Origin of the sequence: Streptomyces xiaopingdaonensis (assembly GCF_000262345.1) — a bacterium.
GTDB lineage: Bacteria > Actinomycetota > Actinomycetes > Streptomycetales > Streptomycetaceae > Streptomyces > Streptomyces xiaopingdaonensis.
In genome coordinates this window covers 18,365-31,925 of sequence record NZ_AJTQ01000044.1, presented here as the reverse complement: position 1 = coordinate 31,925, position 13,561 = coordinate 18,365, and the positions used below count along the sequence as shown (strand labels likewise).

The following is a 13,561-nucleotide window of genomic DNA, read 5'->3' as shown; positions in this document are numbered from 1 at the left end:
GCGGCGGCGGGCTGGGCCGCGGCTCGCGTCCCCGCCGCGCCCCTGCCGGCCGCCGTGGTCGGCGGGGCGACCGTGCTGGTGGTCTTCGCCTCGGTGGCCCTTCTGGTCCGGGCGTCCGAGGTCGCACAGTTGCTGACCGCTCTGGGAAGAAGGCTCGTCCATGTCCGGTGAATCCCGCACGCTGGCCCGTCCGCCACTGCCCCCGCCCGCCGGCGCACCGGCCGCCGGGCCGGCGCGCTCGGCGGGCCGTAGACCTCCCTGGGTTCTGATGTACCACTCCGTGTCCGGCGGCACGGAGGACCCCTACCGGATCACGGTGCCGCGCGAGCGCCTGGACGAGCAGCTGCGCTGGCTGCTCGGCCGCGGCCTGTCGGGCGTGGGCGTCGGCGAGCTGATGGCCGCCCGCGCGGCCGGCCGGGACCGCGGACTCGTGGGACTGACCTTCGACGACGGCTACGCCGACTTCGTGGACGAGGCGTTGCCGGTGCTGCGTCGGCACGACTGCACGGCCACCGTCTTCGTCCTCCCCGGCCGGCTCGGAGGTGTCAACGCATGGGACCCGCTGGGCCCCCGCAGACCGCTGCTGGACGCGGACGGCATCCGCGCGGCAGCCGCGGCCGGAATGGAGATCGGCTCCCACGGTCTGCTGCACACCGACCTGACCACCGCGTCCGACACGAGGCTGAAGCAGGAGACGGCACACAGCCGCGCGCTGCTCACCGAGCTCACGGGCACAGCGCCACGGAGCTTCTGCTATCCCTACGGAGCGGTGGACACCCGCGCCATCGGCGCCGTCCGCGCCGCCGACTACCGCCACGCCTGCGCCATCTCACCCGGCCCCCTGACCGGGCCGCTCGCGTTGCCCCGAGTGCACATCGACGCGTCGGACACCCCCTTCCGGATGCGCCTCAAGCAGCTCTTGCACCCGCTGCGCCGCAGGCCCCTGCCCGACAGCCGCACGCCTGGCACGGCGGGACGCCAGTGGATCGGAGGCCGCCCGTGAAGGCGTTGCACATCATCACCGGCCTGGGCGTGGGCGGCGCGGAACAGCAACTCCGGCTGCTGCTACGGCACCTCCCGATGTCCTGCGACGTCATCACGCTCACCGGTGCGGGAACCGTCGCCGAGGAGATCCGTGCGGACGGCAACCGCGTCGTGGAGCTCGGCATGCGGGGCAACCGCGACCTGCCGGCTCTGCCCCGCCTGGTCAGGCTGGTCCGCGAGGGCGGTTACGACCTCGTCCACACCCATCTCTACCGAGCGTGTCTCTACGGCCGGGTCGCCGCCCGGCTGGCGGGCGTGCGTGCCGTGGTCGCCACCGAGCACTCCCTCGGCGAGCAGTCGATCGAGGGGCGACGGCTCTCCCCCGGCGTCCGGGCCCTGTATCTGGCCGCCGAGCGGTTGGGGTCCGCCACGGTCGCCGTCTCCGGCACCGTCGCCCAACGGCTGCAGCGCTGGGGCGTGGCGCCGGACCGCGTGCACACCGTGCCCAACGGCATCGACGCCGGGCGCTTCCGATTCGACCCCGCCGCTCGCGCCGAGGTCCGGGCCCGACTGGGCATCCCCGCCGGAGCGTTCGTGGTGGGCGCCGTGGGCCGGCTGGTGCCGGGCAAGCGGTTCGACACGCTCGTCCGTGCCGTGGCGGAGCTGCCGGACGCGCGGCTGCTGCTGGCCGGCGACGGACCCGAACGGGCCGCGCTGGAGAAGCGCGCCGCGCAGTGCGACGCCCTCGACCGCGTCCGCCTGCTGGGCGAGTGCGGAGGCGCGGTCGCACCGGCCGCCGCCGCGCCCGCGGACGGTGACGTCCCCGGCATCCCGGAGCTGCTCTCCACCGTCGACGTCTTCGTCTCCACGTCCGCCGACGAGTCCTTCGGCCTCTCGGTACTCGAAGCACTCGCCTCGGGGCTGCCCGTACTGCATGTCACCTGCCCCGCGATCGACGAGCTGCCGCCGGGGGAAGCGCCGGGTGCGCGCCGCGTCGGCGCCGGCCGGACCGGGCTCGCCGCCGCCCTGCGGGAGTGCCGCGAGGCCGGCAACCGGCGGTTGCCCGTGCCACCCGTGGTGGCGCGCTACGACATCGCCACGAGCGTCGAACGTCTCCTGGACGTCTACGAGTCGGTCGCCGGACAGCCGCTCCGACGGAGGCCGCCTGCCCTGTCCCCGCCCGACCCTGCCGATCACGACCGTTCCCTGACAGCGAGATAGGTTCCGACATGCCCAGCGCCGCGAAGAGAACCAAGTACAGCGCGCCGGAAGCCCCGGCATCCCGTGCGGCACGCTTCCGCAGACAGCCGTCCGCGAGTACGGCGGGCACCGTGCACACCCCGCCCGCCGGCACACAGGTCCGGTCGTCCGGGAGCGCGGACGCTGCCGCCCGGACCGCCGACGCCGGCTTCGGCGGCTCTTCCGGGGAGAAGGCACCCGCCGGCCTCGGGCTCCCTGCTGACCCGGCGTCCCGGAAGAGTCTGCGTGCGCGTGTGCCGGCCTGGTGGCCGATCCCGCTGTGCCTCGCCGTGGGCGCCGCGGGCGGTGCGGTCTACGCCTCGGTTGCGGAGCCCCGGTTCGCCGCCAGCGCGTACGTGATGGTCTCGGCGGGGCAGCAGGCCGACTCCGCCTCCGCGCTCGGCTACGCCCAGGCGTACGGAAAGATCGCCACCGACCGCGTGATCCTCGCCGCGGCGGAGCGCAGGGCCCGGGTCGCACCAGGCACCCTCACCACCGGCACGAAGGCCAGCACGTCACCCGACGCACCGATGGTGGAGATCACCTACACCGCGGGCGACTCGGCCAAAGCGGCGGAGTACGCCAACGCCGTCGCCCAGGCGCTCGTGCACACGGCCGAACAGCCGGCGAAGCGGACGGGCACGTCCCTCACCGTCTTCTCCGGCGCCGAGGCGCCGGACTCCTCCGTCTCCCCTTCCGCGCCCGCAGCCGTCTCCGTGGGGGGCTGCGCCGGTGGACTGCTCGGCGGACTGGTGCTGTTGACCCGCCCGCAACGGCACCGCCGCTCGGCCACCGACGCCGCCGTGCCGGCGCCCGTGCACGAGGGCGACGCCGCCGACGCGCTGCCGAACCCGACCCGCGAGGAACCCACCGCGCACAGGGAGCCGCAGCCGTGACGGCGGCCGTCGGCTCCCGGACGTTGAGCGGCACCGTCTGCCGCGACGCCGACGGGTTCGCTCTGCTCGCCGAGGAATGGGAGTCGCTGCGTGGCCGCAGCCGCTCCGCGACGGCCTTCCAGAGCCACGCCTGGCTTTACTCCTGGTGGTTGTCGTACGGCAGCCCCGGCAGGCTGCGCGTCGTCCTCGTCCGGCAGGGTGGCCGGCTGGTCGCCGCTGCGCCGATGATGCTCACCCACCGGCCGCTTCCCACACTGGTCGCGCTCGGCGGTGGCATCACCGACTTCTGCGACGTTCTGCTGGACGACGACTGTCCGCAGGCGCCGGCCGCCCTGGCGAGAGGCGTGCGCCGGGCCGCCCGGGGAGCGGTGGTGGACCTGCGCGAGGTGCGCCCCGGTGCCGCCGTCGAACGGCTCTACGAGTCCTGGCAGGGTCCGCGCCGGAGACGTACGGACTCCGCCTGCCTGGAGTTGCCCGGCGTTCCCATCGAAGCCCTCCTCGACCGACTGGCGACGGCCAGCGCCAGACGCACCCGGCAGAAGCTGCGGAAGATCGACAAACTGGGCATCGAGGAACGGACCGTCACCGCGGGCGACAGTTCCGCGGCCGTACGTAACATGCTGCGCCTCCACAGGCTGCAATGGCAGGACCGCGCCGTCACACCCGAACACCTGACCTCCAGGTTCCACGCCCACCTGGAGCGGGCCCTGCCGCCGATGGTGCGGAACGGGGACGCGGTCGTGACCGAGTACCGCGTCGGCGAGGACGTCGTGGCCACGGACGTCTCCTTCGCCCAGTCCGACCTCGTCTGCGGCTACCTCTACGGAGCCGACCCGCGGCTGCGGGAACAGCGGATCGACATCGCCGTCATGCTCCTCAGGCACGACCTCGACTTCACGGCCCGCACCGGACGCCGGGCCATGAGTCTGCTGCGCGGCACCGAGCCGTACAAGCTGCGCTGGAAGCCCGACCCCGTGGTGAACCAGCGGTTCCTGCTCGCCCGTCGCGGGACGGCACCCGTCCTGAAGCTGTACGCCGGGCAGGTCGCGGCTCGCGATCGCGCTGCCGAGGCCGTCCGCTCACGGGCGTCCCTCGCCCGGATGTGGGCTCTTGCCCGAAAGCCGCCCGGGTGCCGGCGCCGCGTCCCGACACCCGCCGGAGGACGACGGCGTGAAGGTGCCGGGTCACCGTTCGACGGCGCGGAATGCCGGGCGGAGGTTCACCGCACGTGAAGCAGCGGCGTACCAGTGACCACCGGAGGGCCGCTCACGATCGGACGGTTCCGATCCGGCCGCCGCGCTCCGGTACGCGGCCGCCGCGCTCCGGTACGCGGACACCGCGGCCCGGTACGCCTCCGAGGACTCCGGGTTCTCGCGGCAGAGCCACACGCCGTGCGGGCAGTAGTCGGTGACCGTCTGGTAGACGGGCTCGTGCTCCGCGAACCACGCGAGCATCCGGCGCACGTATGCGGGGTTGTCCCCGTTACGGAAGAGACCCCATTCCGGGTAGGAGACGGGCTTTCCGTGTGCGGCGGCGAAATCCACCTGCTTCTGCAGGCCGAAATCCTCCCGCACTTGCGCCTCGAAGGACTGGCCGGCCGGTTGGTCGTACGAGTCCATTCCCACGATGTCCACGTAGTCGTCACCGGGATAGCACCGTGTCCATCCGACCGCGTCCCGGCCCCGGCTCGGGGCGAAGTCGAAGCGGAATCCCTGACCGGAAACGGAACGCATGGCCGTGACGATGCGTCGCCAGTACGCCTTCCACGCCCGGGGATCGGGACCGCACCGGTGGGTGTAGGTGGTGCCGTTCATCTCCCAGCCGAGCACGATCACCGTCTCCGGCGCGCCCAGCCGTACCAGGCGTTCGGCGAGGGCACGGTAGTGCGCGTCGAAGCGGCCGTCCGCCCCGGCGCGCAACAGTCCGCGCACCTCGGCGTCGGACAGGCGCTCCTCGTTGCGCTCCTGCATCGGCACGTTGAGGACGAACATGCGGTCAGGGTCGGCGAGTTTCCACTCCACCCACGGCTTCAGGAAGTCTTCCCTCCCCTCGATGTTGGACCACAGATCCCCGGGGAGATACGTGTGCCCGACCCGTACCTCGGTCCCGCCCAGCCAGGTCTCGAGGTCCGCGATGCGGCGCACGCCCTCGGCGTCCGGCTCGAGGAACGCGCCCAGCGCCGGAACGGAATCGCCGGTCGGGCCGGTGCCCGGTGACGCCTGCTCCTTGCGCGGCTCGCCTCGGCCCGGCTGGTCGGAAGGAGGCACGCAGCAGAACGCGAGAAGAGCCCCGGCGGCAGCGACTCCGCAGCACACCCGCCCGGCTCTCGCGCGTCGTCGCGCCATGCGTCCTCCTGTCCGCCGGCAGATTGGTTGCTCACCGTAGCGATACGGCTACGGTGTGGCGGTGCGTCACGCCGGGGCGCCCGATCCCGACTGCGCCGAGCGTCCCGGCCGAGCCCGGGTGAAACACAGAAGGGCCGTCTTCGGGCGAGGCGCTCTCCTGGGGCAACCGTTTGTCCCCGCGGCCTGCGGCAGCAGAGGCGCGACGGCGTCCCCCGGACCTTCTCCGCCGCAGCAATCCGGACATGACCGCCGGGCGGTACCTGTCCGAACTGATGGCGTCCGGCCCGTCCGAGCGGCAGAATCATCACGTCCTGCATCGGTCGAGGGCGTCAGGCGTCGTCGGGGTGGCCTTGTGCCGCACGCCCTCCGCGACCTCAACGGCACAGGGGGTGGGGCTTTGACCGCAGAGGCGAGCCCGGGGCGATGGGTCGGTGGGCGGTACAGAATCGTCCGCGAGGTCGCAGGCGGCGGCTACGGGCGGGTCTGGGAGGCGGTCGACGAGTACCTGCACGTCGACGTGGCGCTGAAGGAGGTCCGGCTGCCGCCGGCGGCGTCCTCTGCGGAACACCGCAAGCGACTTGCTTACGCCGTGCGTGAGGCGCGCAACGCCGCGCAGCTGCGCAATCATCCGCACATCGTCGCTGTCCACGACGTGGTGGTGGAGGAAGGCATTCCTTGGACGGTGATGCGGCTGATCGACGGCCACTCGCTCGAGCAACGCCTGAAGGAAAGCGGTCCGCTGCCTGTGGAAGAGGTCGCCGGAATTGCAGCAGCCGTGCTGACCGCGTTGAAGGCCGCGCACTCCTGTGGCATCACGCACCGCGACGTCAAACCGGCCAACATCATGCTCTCCTCCGACGGCGAGGTACTGCTGACAGACTTCGGTATCTCCGTGCGCGATGCCGACACCGCACTCACCACGACCGGGTCCGTCATCGGCTCAGCCGAGTACATGGCACCGGAACGTCTGAACAGCGCCGACGGACCGGCCGGCGACCTCTTCTCCTTGGGTGCGACCCTCTACCACGCGGTGGAAGGCGTGTCTCCGTTCAAGCAGGAAACTCCGACGGCCACGCTCGCAGCCGTCGCCCTCCGCCCACCACCACACCCCAAGCGCGCCGGAAGGTTGACCCGTCTACTCGCCTCTCTACTGGCCAAGGAACCCGACCAGCGTCCTTCCCCGGACGACGCACTGGAGGCCCTGGCGGGCAGCGCACCTACCAAGCGGCAAGAGCGCCGCACTCGGAACCCCCCGACGACGGACGAGCGGCTGCTCGAACCCGCTGATCCGGGCGACCGAAGCGGGCAGGAGGAACCCCTCTTCGAGTACTCCTGGGGCACCGAAGACGAGTTGGTTCTGCGCAGCACGGTGAAGCGGCGGATATTTTTCACCACCGTGTTCACCGCTTGCGCCATAGGAATCGCATGGACGGATGAGCCGCTGTCCTCCGGATATTTCGAGTTCCTTCTGGCCGGAGCCGGGAGCTACGCGGCGTTTTACGCGCTGTGGTGGCTCGTCGCATGGTTCGACCGCAGGAAACTGCGAAGTGTGGCTCGACAGCTGAGAGTTGACGGGTCCGGTGTTTCGGTTTGCGATGACTCCGGTTCGCAGCACGTCCCCTGGAAGGCGATCAAAGAGATCCAGATCCGGTACACGGACGATATGGCCGGCAATCACCACCTGCTGGCGGTCCATCTGCTGTTGCAGCGAACGGAACTGGCAGTGCCTGCAACGTTGTACCGGCCCGTAGGGTGGCCGCCTGATGAGGAAATGCCATCCGTCTGCCGGGACACCAGCACGTACGGGTTGGATCAGCCCGTTCCCATCTGCCTGCTCGGCGCGCTCGACACGCCACACCAACTCGACTTCAGGAACACGGTCGCCGCGTATTCGGCCTCACCTCTGCAGGTGGCGACAGATGACACCGGGTGGTGAGCGCACGCCTGTCCGACGTCGTCCTCGGCACCCAAGTCGGTACGCACGGCGACCGGTCGGGGTCTGGAACAGCTCGGCACGGCCTATCAGTGGGGTGGTTCGTGCGCGGAGACGCACGGTGCGTAGCCGATGAGCGCGAAGGAACGCCGGCACCGCCCCGGAAATGATCCCGGTCACCCCAGAAAGCTCGCCCGCACCTGCCGATTGGGGTTGTCCCGGTTGGTGTCGACGAGGCAGACCGACTGCCAGGTGCCGAGTTCGAGCGTGCCGCCGACGACGGGGAGGGTGGCGTGCGGGGGGACGAGGGCGGGGAGGACGTGGTCGCGGCCGTGGCCGGGGGCGCCGTGGCGGTGGCGCCAGCGGTCGTCGGCGGGGAGGAGGTCGTGGAGGGCGGCGAGGAGATCCTCGTCGCTGCCGGCGCCGGTCTCCAGGATGGCGATGCCGGCCGTGGCGTGGGGGACGAAGACGTTCAGGAGGCCGTCGCGGTCGTCGGCTGCGCTCGCGAGGAAGGTCTCCAGATCGCGGGTGAGGTCGACGACCGTCTCGTGGGAGCCGGTGTGGATGTCGAGCAGGCGGCTGTAGAGCGCGTGGGTCATGGCCACATCCTGCACAGGGGGACGGCGGCTCGTCACACGGGGAGGGAAGCTCGGCGGGTGAGATCTGGTTGAACTGTCCATGGACGACGTGACAGCGGTGGTGGTCGGTGCCGGGCAGGCGGGGCTGTCCGCCGCGTACCACCTGCGCAGGGCGGGCATCGTGCCCGGTCAGGACGGGGTGGTCCTCGACCACTCCCCGGAGCCCGGGGGTGCCTGGCAGTTCCGGTGGCCGACGCTGACGTACGGCAGGGTGCACGGAATGCACGCACTGCCGGGGATGGAGCTGCGCGGGGCCGACCCGCTCCGGCCGTCCTCCGAGGTGATCGGCGAGTACTTCGCCGCGTACGAGCGCGCCTTCGACCTGCGGGTGCGCCGGCCGGTGGACGTACGGGCCGTACGGGAGGCCGGCGACGGGAGGCTGCTGGTCGAGACGTCGGCCGGGGTGTGGCGTACGCGGGTCGTCCTCAACGCGACGGGGACCTGGGACCACCCGTTCTGGCCACGCTTCCGAGGGCAGAAGCTCTTCCGCGGACGGCAGCTGCACACCGCCGGCTACCCCGGGCCTGCCGGGTTCGCAGGTGAGCGGGTGCTCGTCGTCGGTGGAGGCACGTCGGCGGTGCAGCACCTGATGGAGATCGCCGAGGTGGCGGCGGAGACGTACTGGGTGACGCGCCGGCCGCCCGTCTTCAGGGAGGGCCCGTTCGGGGCGGAGGAGGGGCGGGCCGCGGTGGCGCTCGTCGACGAGAGGGTGCGCGAGGGGCTGCCGCCGCGCAGCGTCGTCTCGGTGACGGGGCTGCCGATGACGGAGGAGATGCGTCGTGCCCGGGAGGCCGGGGTGCTGGAGCGGCTGCCGCTCTTCGAGCGCCTCACCGAGGACGGGGCGGCGTGGGCCGACGGCTCCTTCGCTCGGGTCGACACCGTTCTGTACGCCACGGGCTTCCGCCCGGTCCTCGGCCACCTCGCACCGCTGCGGCTCCGCGAGCCGGGCGGCGGTATCCGCACGGAGGGGACACGGGTGGTGCGCGATCCGCGGGTGCACCTCGTGGGGTACGGGCCGTCGGCGAGCACCATAGGCGCGAACCGGGCGGGGCGTGCCGCGGTACGCGACGTGCAGGCGCTGCTCGCTGCGGAGGCGGAGGGGCGTCCGTCCGGCGCGTCGGGGCGGGAGTTGGCGAGTGTGTGAGGAGCCGGTACCGGCATCGGTGCGCGGGTGACCGGGGTTGAGGGCGCGGGGTACGACGAGTGGCTTTCCGCACCCGTCGGAGGGATTGCCGCGTCTCAGGTTCGAGCCGCGACCCGGATGTGGCCGCGTCGAGTCGGCGGAGCTGCTGCGTCTTCTGGCTTGCCCGAGGCTCCGAGGGCGCAACTGGCTGGGCATCGAGTCGAGTTCGCCAGACCGGCCGGGTTTCCGGGCGCGGTGAAGTCCGCCGGCCGAGCGGCAACTCCGCGGTGGTCAGCGGCTGCGTCACGGTAGCCACGCCGCGCCACGCAGCACTGCAGGGGCAAGCCGTCCCGCCTCGCCGGTCGCTCAGGCCGGGCGCGTCCGCAACGAGGAGTCGCGGACGACGAGTTCGGGCTGGAGGACGATGCGCTGGTGGCGGTGGGGGGCGTCGCCCTCCGCGGTCTCCTCGATGAGGAGGTCCGCCGCGGTGCGGCCCATACGGTAGGCGGGGCGGCGGACGGAGGTGAGGGGGACGGCTGCCGCTGCGGCGAACTCGATGTCGTCGTAGCCGACGAGGGCGACCTCCTCGGGGACGGAGACGCCCGCGGCGTAGAGGGCCTGGAGCACGCCGAGCGCCAGCAGGTCGTTGGCGCAGAAGACGGCGGTGGGGCGCGGGGACATGCCGAGGAGCCGGGCCCCGGCGTCCCGGCCGGCGGGAACGTCGAGGCGGGCGCACTCGATGCGGCGGAGAGTGCTCTCCGGGTCGAGACCGGCGTCGCGGATCTCGTCGCGGAGCCCGACGTAGCGGTCCTGGCACTGGGGCAGGTGCATCGGGCCGCTGACGTAGACGAGGCGCCGGCTGCCCTGTTCGAGGAGGTGGCGGGCGGCGAGGGCACCGCCCGCGACGTCGTCGACCGAGACGGAGCAGGACTGCTCGGCCGGCACCGGATGGTCGACGAGGGCGTACGGGATGCCGTGGCGTGCGAAGGCGGCGAGGTTGCCGCCCGTGGGGTCGGCGGGGGTGAGCAGGGCGCCGCGGACCCGCTGTTCGGCGAAGAGGGAGAGGTAGGCGGCCTCCTCCTCGGGGGACTGCGCGCTGTTGCAGAACATCACCCCGAGCCCGGCGCTGCGCGCCGCACCCTCGGCGCCCGAGGCGACCTGGACGAAGAACGGGTTGACCATGTCGAGGACGAGGAGCGCGAGGATGCGGCTGCGGCCGGCGCGGAGCTGGCGCGCGGACTCGCTGCGTACGTAACCGAGTTGGTCGATGGCGGCGCGCACTCTTCGGCGCGTCGCCTCCGCGACGACTTCGGGCCGGTTGATGACGTTGGAGACGGTGCCGACCGAGACCCCCGCCCACCGGGCGACGTCCTTGATGCCGACCATGTCCGAGTGCCCCCGTGTCGACGGCTGCCTCTTCATCTGCGAAGTACGCTGTTTTCGCGGCGGATTGGGGGCTTCGCGACCGCTGCTCCCGGACGCTTGCCCGCCCTGCGCCGCATCGACGCCCCCGCTCTCCCGCACGCCGCCATGCTACGCACCGTCCGCACGGACCGCGCGGCGAGGCCGCACCGGCGGGGCCCGATGGCGGCGGATAGGCTCTTCGCTCGTGACCGAGACCTCCCCGCACCTTCGGGCGACGGCGGCCGCGTACGACTCCGTCGCCGCGCGCTACGCCGAGTTGGCGCGCAACGCGCTCGACGCCTTTCCGCTCGACCGCGCCGTGCTCGCCGCCTTCGCCGAGCTGGCACGGGCGTCCGGCGCCGGACCCGTCGCCGAAGTGGGGTGCGGCCCCGGGCAGTTGACCGCGCACCTGCGGGATCTGGGGCTCGACGCCTTCGGAGTCGACGTGTCGTCCGCGATGATCGGCCTCGCCCGCGAGGCGTACCCGGAGCTGCGGTTCGAGGTCGGGTCCATGGCGGCGCTGGAGGTGTCCGACGGCGCACTGGGCGGCATCGTCTCGTGGTATTCGGTGATCCACGCGCTGCCCTCCGACCTTCCCGCGTACTTCGCCGAGTTCCGGCGGACGCTCGCGCCCGGCAGCCCGCTGCTGCTCGCCTTCTTCGAGTCGGAGGGCGGTCCTGTCGCCCCGTTCGACCACCGGGCGAGGACGGCGTACCAGTGGCCGGTCGACACCCTCGCAGGGCTGGCCGCGGAGTACGGGTTCGTCGAGGTGGGGCGGATGCTGCGGGAACCCCACGACGACGAGCGGCCCCTCCGCCGCGGGCATCTCGTACTGCACAGAGGCGGGTGAGCCCGCCCGCGTCCGCATCCCGAGACCGGCCGCCGACGTGTGCCCGGCGCAACTAATCTGGGCGGGCGCGGACCGCACCGGTCCGCGACACGCGGGCGACGGTGCCCGCACACGCGCACAGGGAGGCGGAGTTGAGCGCACCGGCGGAGTCCACGGGACCGGTGATCGCCCTGCGCGGCGCGAGCGTGCGCCGCTTCACGACCGACCAGGTGATCCTCGACTCGGTCGACTGGCAGGTGCGGCACGGCGAGCACTGGGCGCTGCTCGGCGCCAACGGGGCCGGGAAGACGAGCCTCCTGCGGCTCGCCGGCGCACTCGCGCATCCCACGACGGGCACGGTCGAGGTGCTCGGGAAGCGCCTCGGCAGCTTCGACGTGCGGGAACTCCGCGCGCACCTGGGGCACGTCTCGGGCGGCCAGCAGGTGCCGCCCGACGCGACGGGCCACACCGTCGTCCTCACCGGCGCGAGCGGCACCGTGCAACCGCTGTGGCGCACGTACGACGACGCGGCGCGAGAGCTGGCGCACGCGCTCCTCGCGGAGCTCGACTGCAAGGAGCTCGCGGACCGCCCGTTCCGCGTCTGCTCCGGTGGCCAGCGGGCGCGGCTGCTGATCGCCCGCGCGCTGATGCCGTCGCCCTCGCTGCTCCTGCTCGACGAGCCGTTCAACGCGCTCGACCTTCCCTCGCGCGAGGACCTCATCGACACCATGTACCAACTGGCGCAGAGCCGCCCCGAGTTGGCGACGGTGACGGTCACGCACCACCTGGAGGAACTGTCGGAGGCGACGAGCCACGCGCTGCTCCTGCGCGAGGGCCGGGTGCAGGCGGCCGGCGACGCCGCGGAGGTGCTGACGGACGCCGAACTCACCCGCTGCTTCGGCCGGCCGATCCTCGTCTCCCGCACCCACGGCCGCTGGCAGGCACGCTCGGGACGCTGAGGCGCCCCGAGGCGGCAGCGGCGGTTGGCCGATCACGCGTCCACCGCGCCGAGCCACGCACGCGGAACGCGACCGCTGCTCCGGCCGGCGAAGCCCCACCCGCACACGACCGCCGACACGCACGCCGGGACCGGCGAACCCGCGTGAGCACCGGGGAAGTCGGGCCGATCAAGCCGGCAGCCCGTCGAGCCACTCGACGAGGAGGCGGTTGACCTCGTCCGGCTGCTCCTGCTGGATCCAGTGGCCGCACCCGTCGAGCGTGTGCGCGGACGTCAGGCCCGGGAGGGTGGTGGGGAACGCCTCGATCGCCGGGGCGAGCCAGCCGGTGGCGGCGTCGTGGGCGCCTCCGAGGTAGCACGACGGCCGGGTGAGCGGCGCGCCCGCGACGTCGGCGAGGTCCTCCCAGTCGCGGTCCATGTTGCGGTAGCGGTTGAGGCCGCCCGTCAGGCCGGTGCGCTCGAACTCGCCCGCGTAGAAGTCGAGTTCCTGCTCACCGAGCCAGGAAGGGCGGGCCGTGGGAAAGCGGTCGCGCAGGGTGCCGCCCCGGGCGACGAAGTGGGGCGCGGGGTCGTCGGACCCCGGCATGGTGTCCGCCGACATGGCGGCGTAGATCCCGGAGAGCCAGCCGCGCACGTCGGGCTCGATCTCGGCCTCGGCACGTCCGGGCTCCTGGAAGTAGGAGACGTAGAACTCTTCTTCCCCGCCCATCGCCGCGAAGATCTCGCTCGGCCGCTGCCCGCCGCCCGGCGGGGTGTAGGGCACGCTCATCATCCCGACGGCGCGGAAGATGTCGGGGTGCAGCAGCGCGGAGGTCGAGGCGATCGACGACCCCCAGTCGTGCCCGACGACGACGGCGGTCCGCTCCCCCAGCGCGCGGACCGACGCGGCGCAGTCGGCGGCGAGTTCGCGCATGCGGTAGGCCGGGATCTCCTGCGGCCCGGAAGAGCGCCCGTATCCGCGGACGTCGAGGGCGACGGCCCGGTAACCCGCGTCGGCGAGCGCGGGGAGCTGGAACCGCCACGAGTACCAGGACTCGGGGAACCCGTGGACGAGCAGCACCAGCGGGCCCGTACCGGCCTCGACGAGGTGGGTGCGGCCCGCAGGGGTAGGGACGAGGCGATGGGTGAGGCGGGTGTCTTGCGACATGTCTCCTCCGGGAGGTCGGCGGGACGCCGAGGTGCGTCCGGACGCGGCGCGTCCTCGACGTGCGA

12 protein-coding genes are annotated in these 13,561 nt (G+C 72.7%); 8 read left to right on the top strand and 4 right to left on the bottom strand.

The features are described from left to right. Positions 1-268: 268 nt before the first annotated feature. The 4 genes from UWG_RS0103210 (at position 269) to UWG_RS0103195 (ending at position 4,351) form a co-directional block, all read left to right on the top strand. Positions 269-1,003: a polysaccharide deacetylase family protein gene (locus tag UWG_RS0103210; RefSeq protein WP_016905764.1), complete on the top strand. Its 735-nt coding sequence runs from the start codon at positions 269-271 to the stop codon at positions 1,001-1,003. Beyond that, positions 1,000-2,205 (top strand): glycosyltransferase, encoded by a 1,206-nt coding sequence (locus UWG_RS0103205; protein ID WP_016905763.1) that lies wholly within the window; start codon positions 1,000-1,002, stop codon positions 2,203-2,205. Before UWG_RS0103210 ends, UWG_RS0103205 begins: the two co-directional genes overlap by 4 nt. Before the next feature lie 272 nt (positions 2,206-2,477). Further along, a complete protein-coding gene (locus UWG_RS0103200) occupies positions 2,478-3,119 on the top strand; it encodes a YveK family protein (protein WP_237719967.1) in 642 nt (213 codons plus the stop codon). Continuing rightward, positions 3,116-4,351: a GNAT family N-acetyltransferase gene (locus UWG_RS0103195; RefSeq protein WP_016905761.1), complete on the top strand. Its 1,236-nt coding sequence runs from the start codon at positions 3,116-3,118 to the stop codon at positions 4,349-4,351. The genes UWG_RS0103200 and UWG_RS0103195 overlap by 4 nt, the downstream gene beginning before the upstream one ends. Here the strand turns inward: UWG_RS0103195 and UWG_RS29395 are convergent. Then, positions 4,304-5,464: a glycoside hydrolase family 26 protein gene (locus UWG_RS29395; protein ID WP_157838527.1), complete on the bottom strand. Its 1,161-nt coding sequence runs from the start codon at positions 5,462-5,464 to the stop codon at positions 4,304-4,306. The two genes, UWG_RS0103195 and UWG_RS29395, sit on opposite strands and share 48 nt — an antisense overlap. 397 nt (positions 5,465-5,861) lie before the next feature. Between UWG_RS29395 and UWG_RS31650 the strand changes: the two genes are divergently transcribed. Further along, positions 5,862-7,400, top strand: a complete 1,539-nt coding sequence (locus UWG_RS31650; RefSeq protein WP_157838526.1) for a serine/threonine-protein kinase — start codon at positions 5,862-5,864, stop codon at positions 7,398-7,400. A gap of 173 nt (positions 7,401-7,573) precedes the next feature. On the opposite strand, the gene UWG_RS0103180 is transcribed toward UWG_RS31650, so the two are convergent. Further along, on the bottom strand, positions 7,574-7,996 hold the full coding sequence (locus UWG_RS0103180) for a secondary thiamine-phosphate synthase enzyme YjbQ (RefSeq protein ID WP_016905760.1): 423 nt from the start codon (positions 7,994-7,996) through the stop codon (positions 7,574-7,576). A gap of 79 nt (positions 7,997-8,075) precedes the next feature. On the opposite strand from UWG_RS0103180, the gene UWG_RS0103175 reads away from it, so the two are divergent. After that, positions 8,076-9,179: an NAD(P)-binding domain-containing protein gene (locus tag UWG_RS0103175; protein ID WP_016905759.1), complete on the top strand. Its 1,104-nt coding sequence runs from the start codon at positions 8,076-8,078 to the stop codon at positions 9,177-9,179. 345 nt (positions 9,180-9,524) lie between these two features. Here UWG_RS0103175 and UWG_RS0103170 read toward each other — a convergent pair whose 3' ends face one another. Beyond that, positions 9,525-10,544, bottom strand: a complete 1,020-nt coding sequence (locus tag UWG_RS0103170) for a LacI family DNA-binding transcriptional regulator (protein WP_016905758.1) — start codon at positions 10,542-10,544, stop codon at positions 9,525-9,527. A gap of 223 nt (positions 10,545-10,767) precedes the next feature. Here UWG_RS0103170 and UWG_RS0103165 point away from each other — a divergent pair, with 223 nt between their 5' ends. Beyond that, positions 10,768-11,412: a class I SAM-dependent DNA methyltransferase gene (locus UWG_RS0103165; protein WP_016905757.1), complete on the top strand. Its 645-nt coding sequence runs from the start codon at positions 10,768-10,770 to the stop codon at positions 11,410-11,412. A 131-nt stretch (positions 11,413-11,543) separates the two neighbouring features. Next, a complete protein-coding gene (locus UWG_RS0103160; protein WP_016905756.1) occupies positions 11,544-12,350 on the top strand; it encodes an ABC transporter ATP-binding protein in 807 nt (268 codons plus the stop codon). A 168-nt stretch (positions 12,351-12,518) separates the two neighbouring features. On the opposite strand, the gene UWG_RS0103155 is transcribed toward UWG_RS0103160, so the two are convergent. Further along, positions 12,519-13,496 (bottom strand): alpha/beta fold hydrolase, encoded by a 978-nt coding sequence (locus UWG_RS0103155; RefSeq protein WP_016905755.1) that lies wholly within the window; start codon positions 13,494-13,496, stop codon positions 12,519-12,521. Between the last annotated feature and the right edge of the window lie 65 nt (positions 13,497-13,561).

Excerpts from the sequence above, each read along its gene's own strand:
- UWG_RS0103180 (WP_016905760.1), bottom strand. The coding sequence starts at position 7,996 with ATGACCCACGCGCTCTACAGCCGCCTGCTCGACATCCACACCGGCTCC.
- UWG_RS0103210 (WP_016905764.1), top strand. The coding sequence starts at position 269 with ATGTACCACTCCGTGTCCGGCGGCACGGAGGACCCCTACCGGATCACG.
- UWG_RS29395 (WP_157838527.1), bottom strand. The coding sequence starts at position 5,464 with ATGGCGCGACGACGCGCGAGAGCCGGGCGGGTGTGCTGCGGAGTCGCT.
- UWG_RS0103155 (WP_016905755.1), bottom strand. The coding sequence starts at position 13,496 with ATGTCGCAAGACACCCGCCTCACCCATCGCCTCGTCCCTACCCCTGCG.
- UWG_RS0103175 (WP_016905759.1), top strand. The coding sequence starts at position 8,076 with ATGGACGACGTGACAGCGGTGGTGGTCGGTGCCGGGCAGGCGGGGCTG.
- UWG_RS0103170 (WP_016905758.1), bottom strand. The coding sequence starts at position 10,544 with ATGGTCGGCATCAAGGACGTCGCCCGGTGGGCGGGGGTCTCGGTCGGC.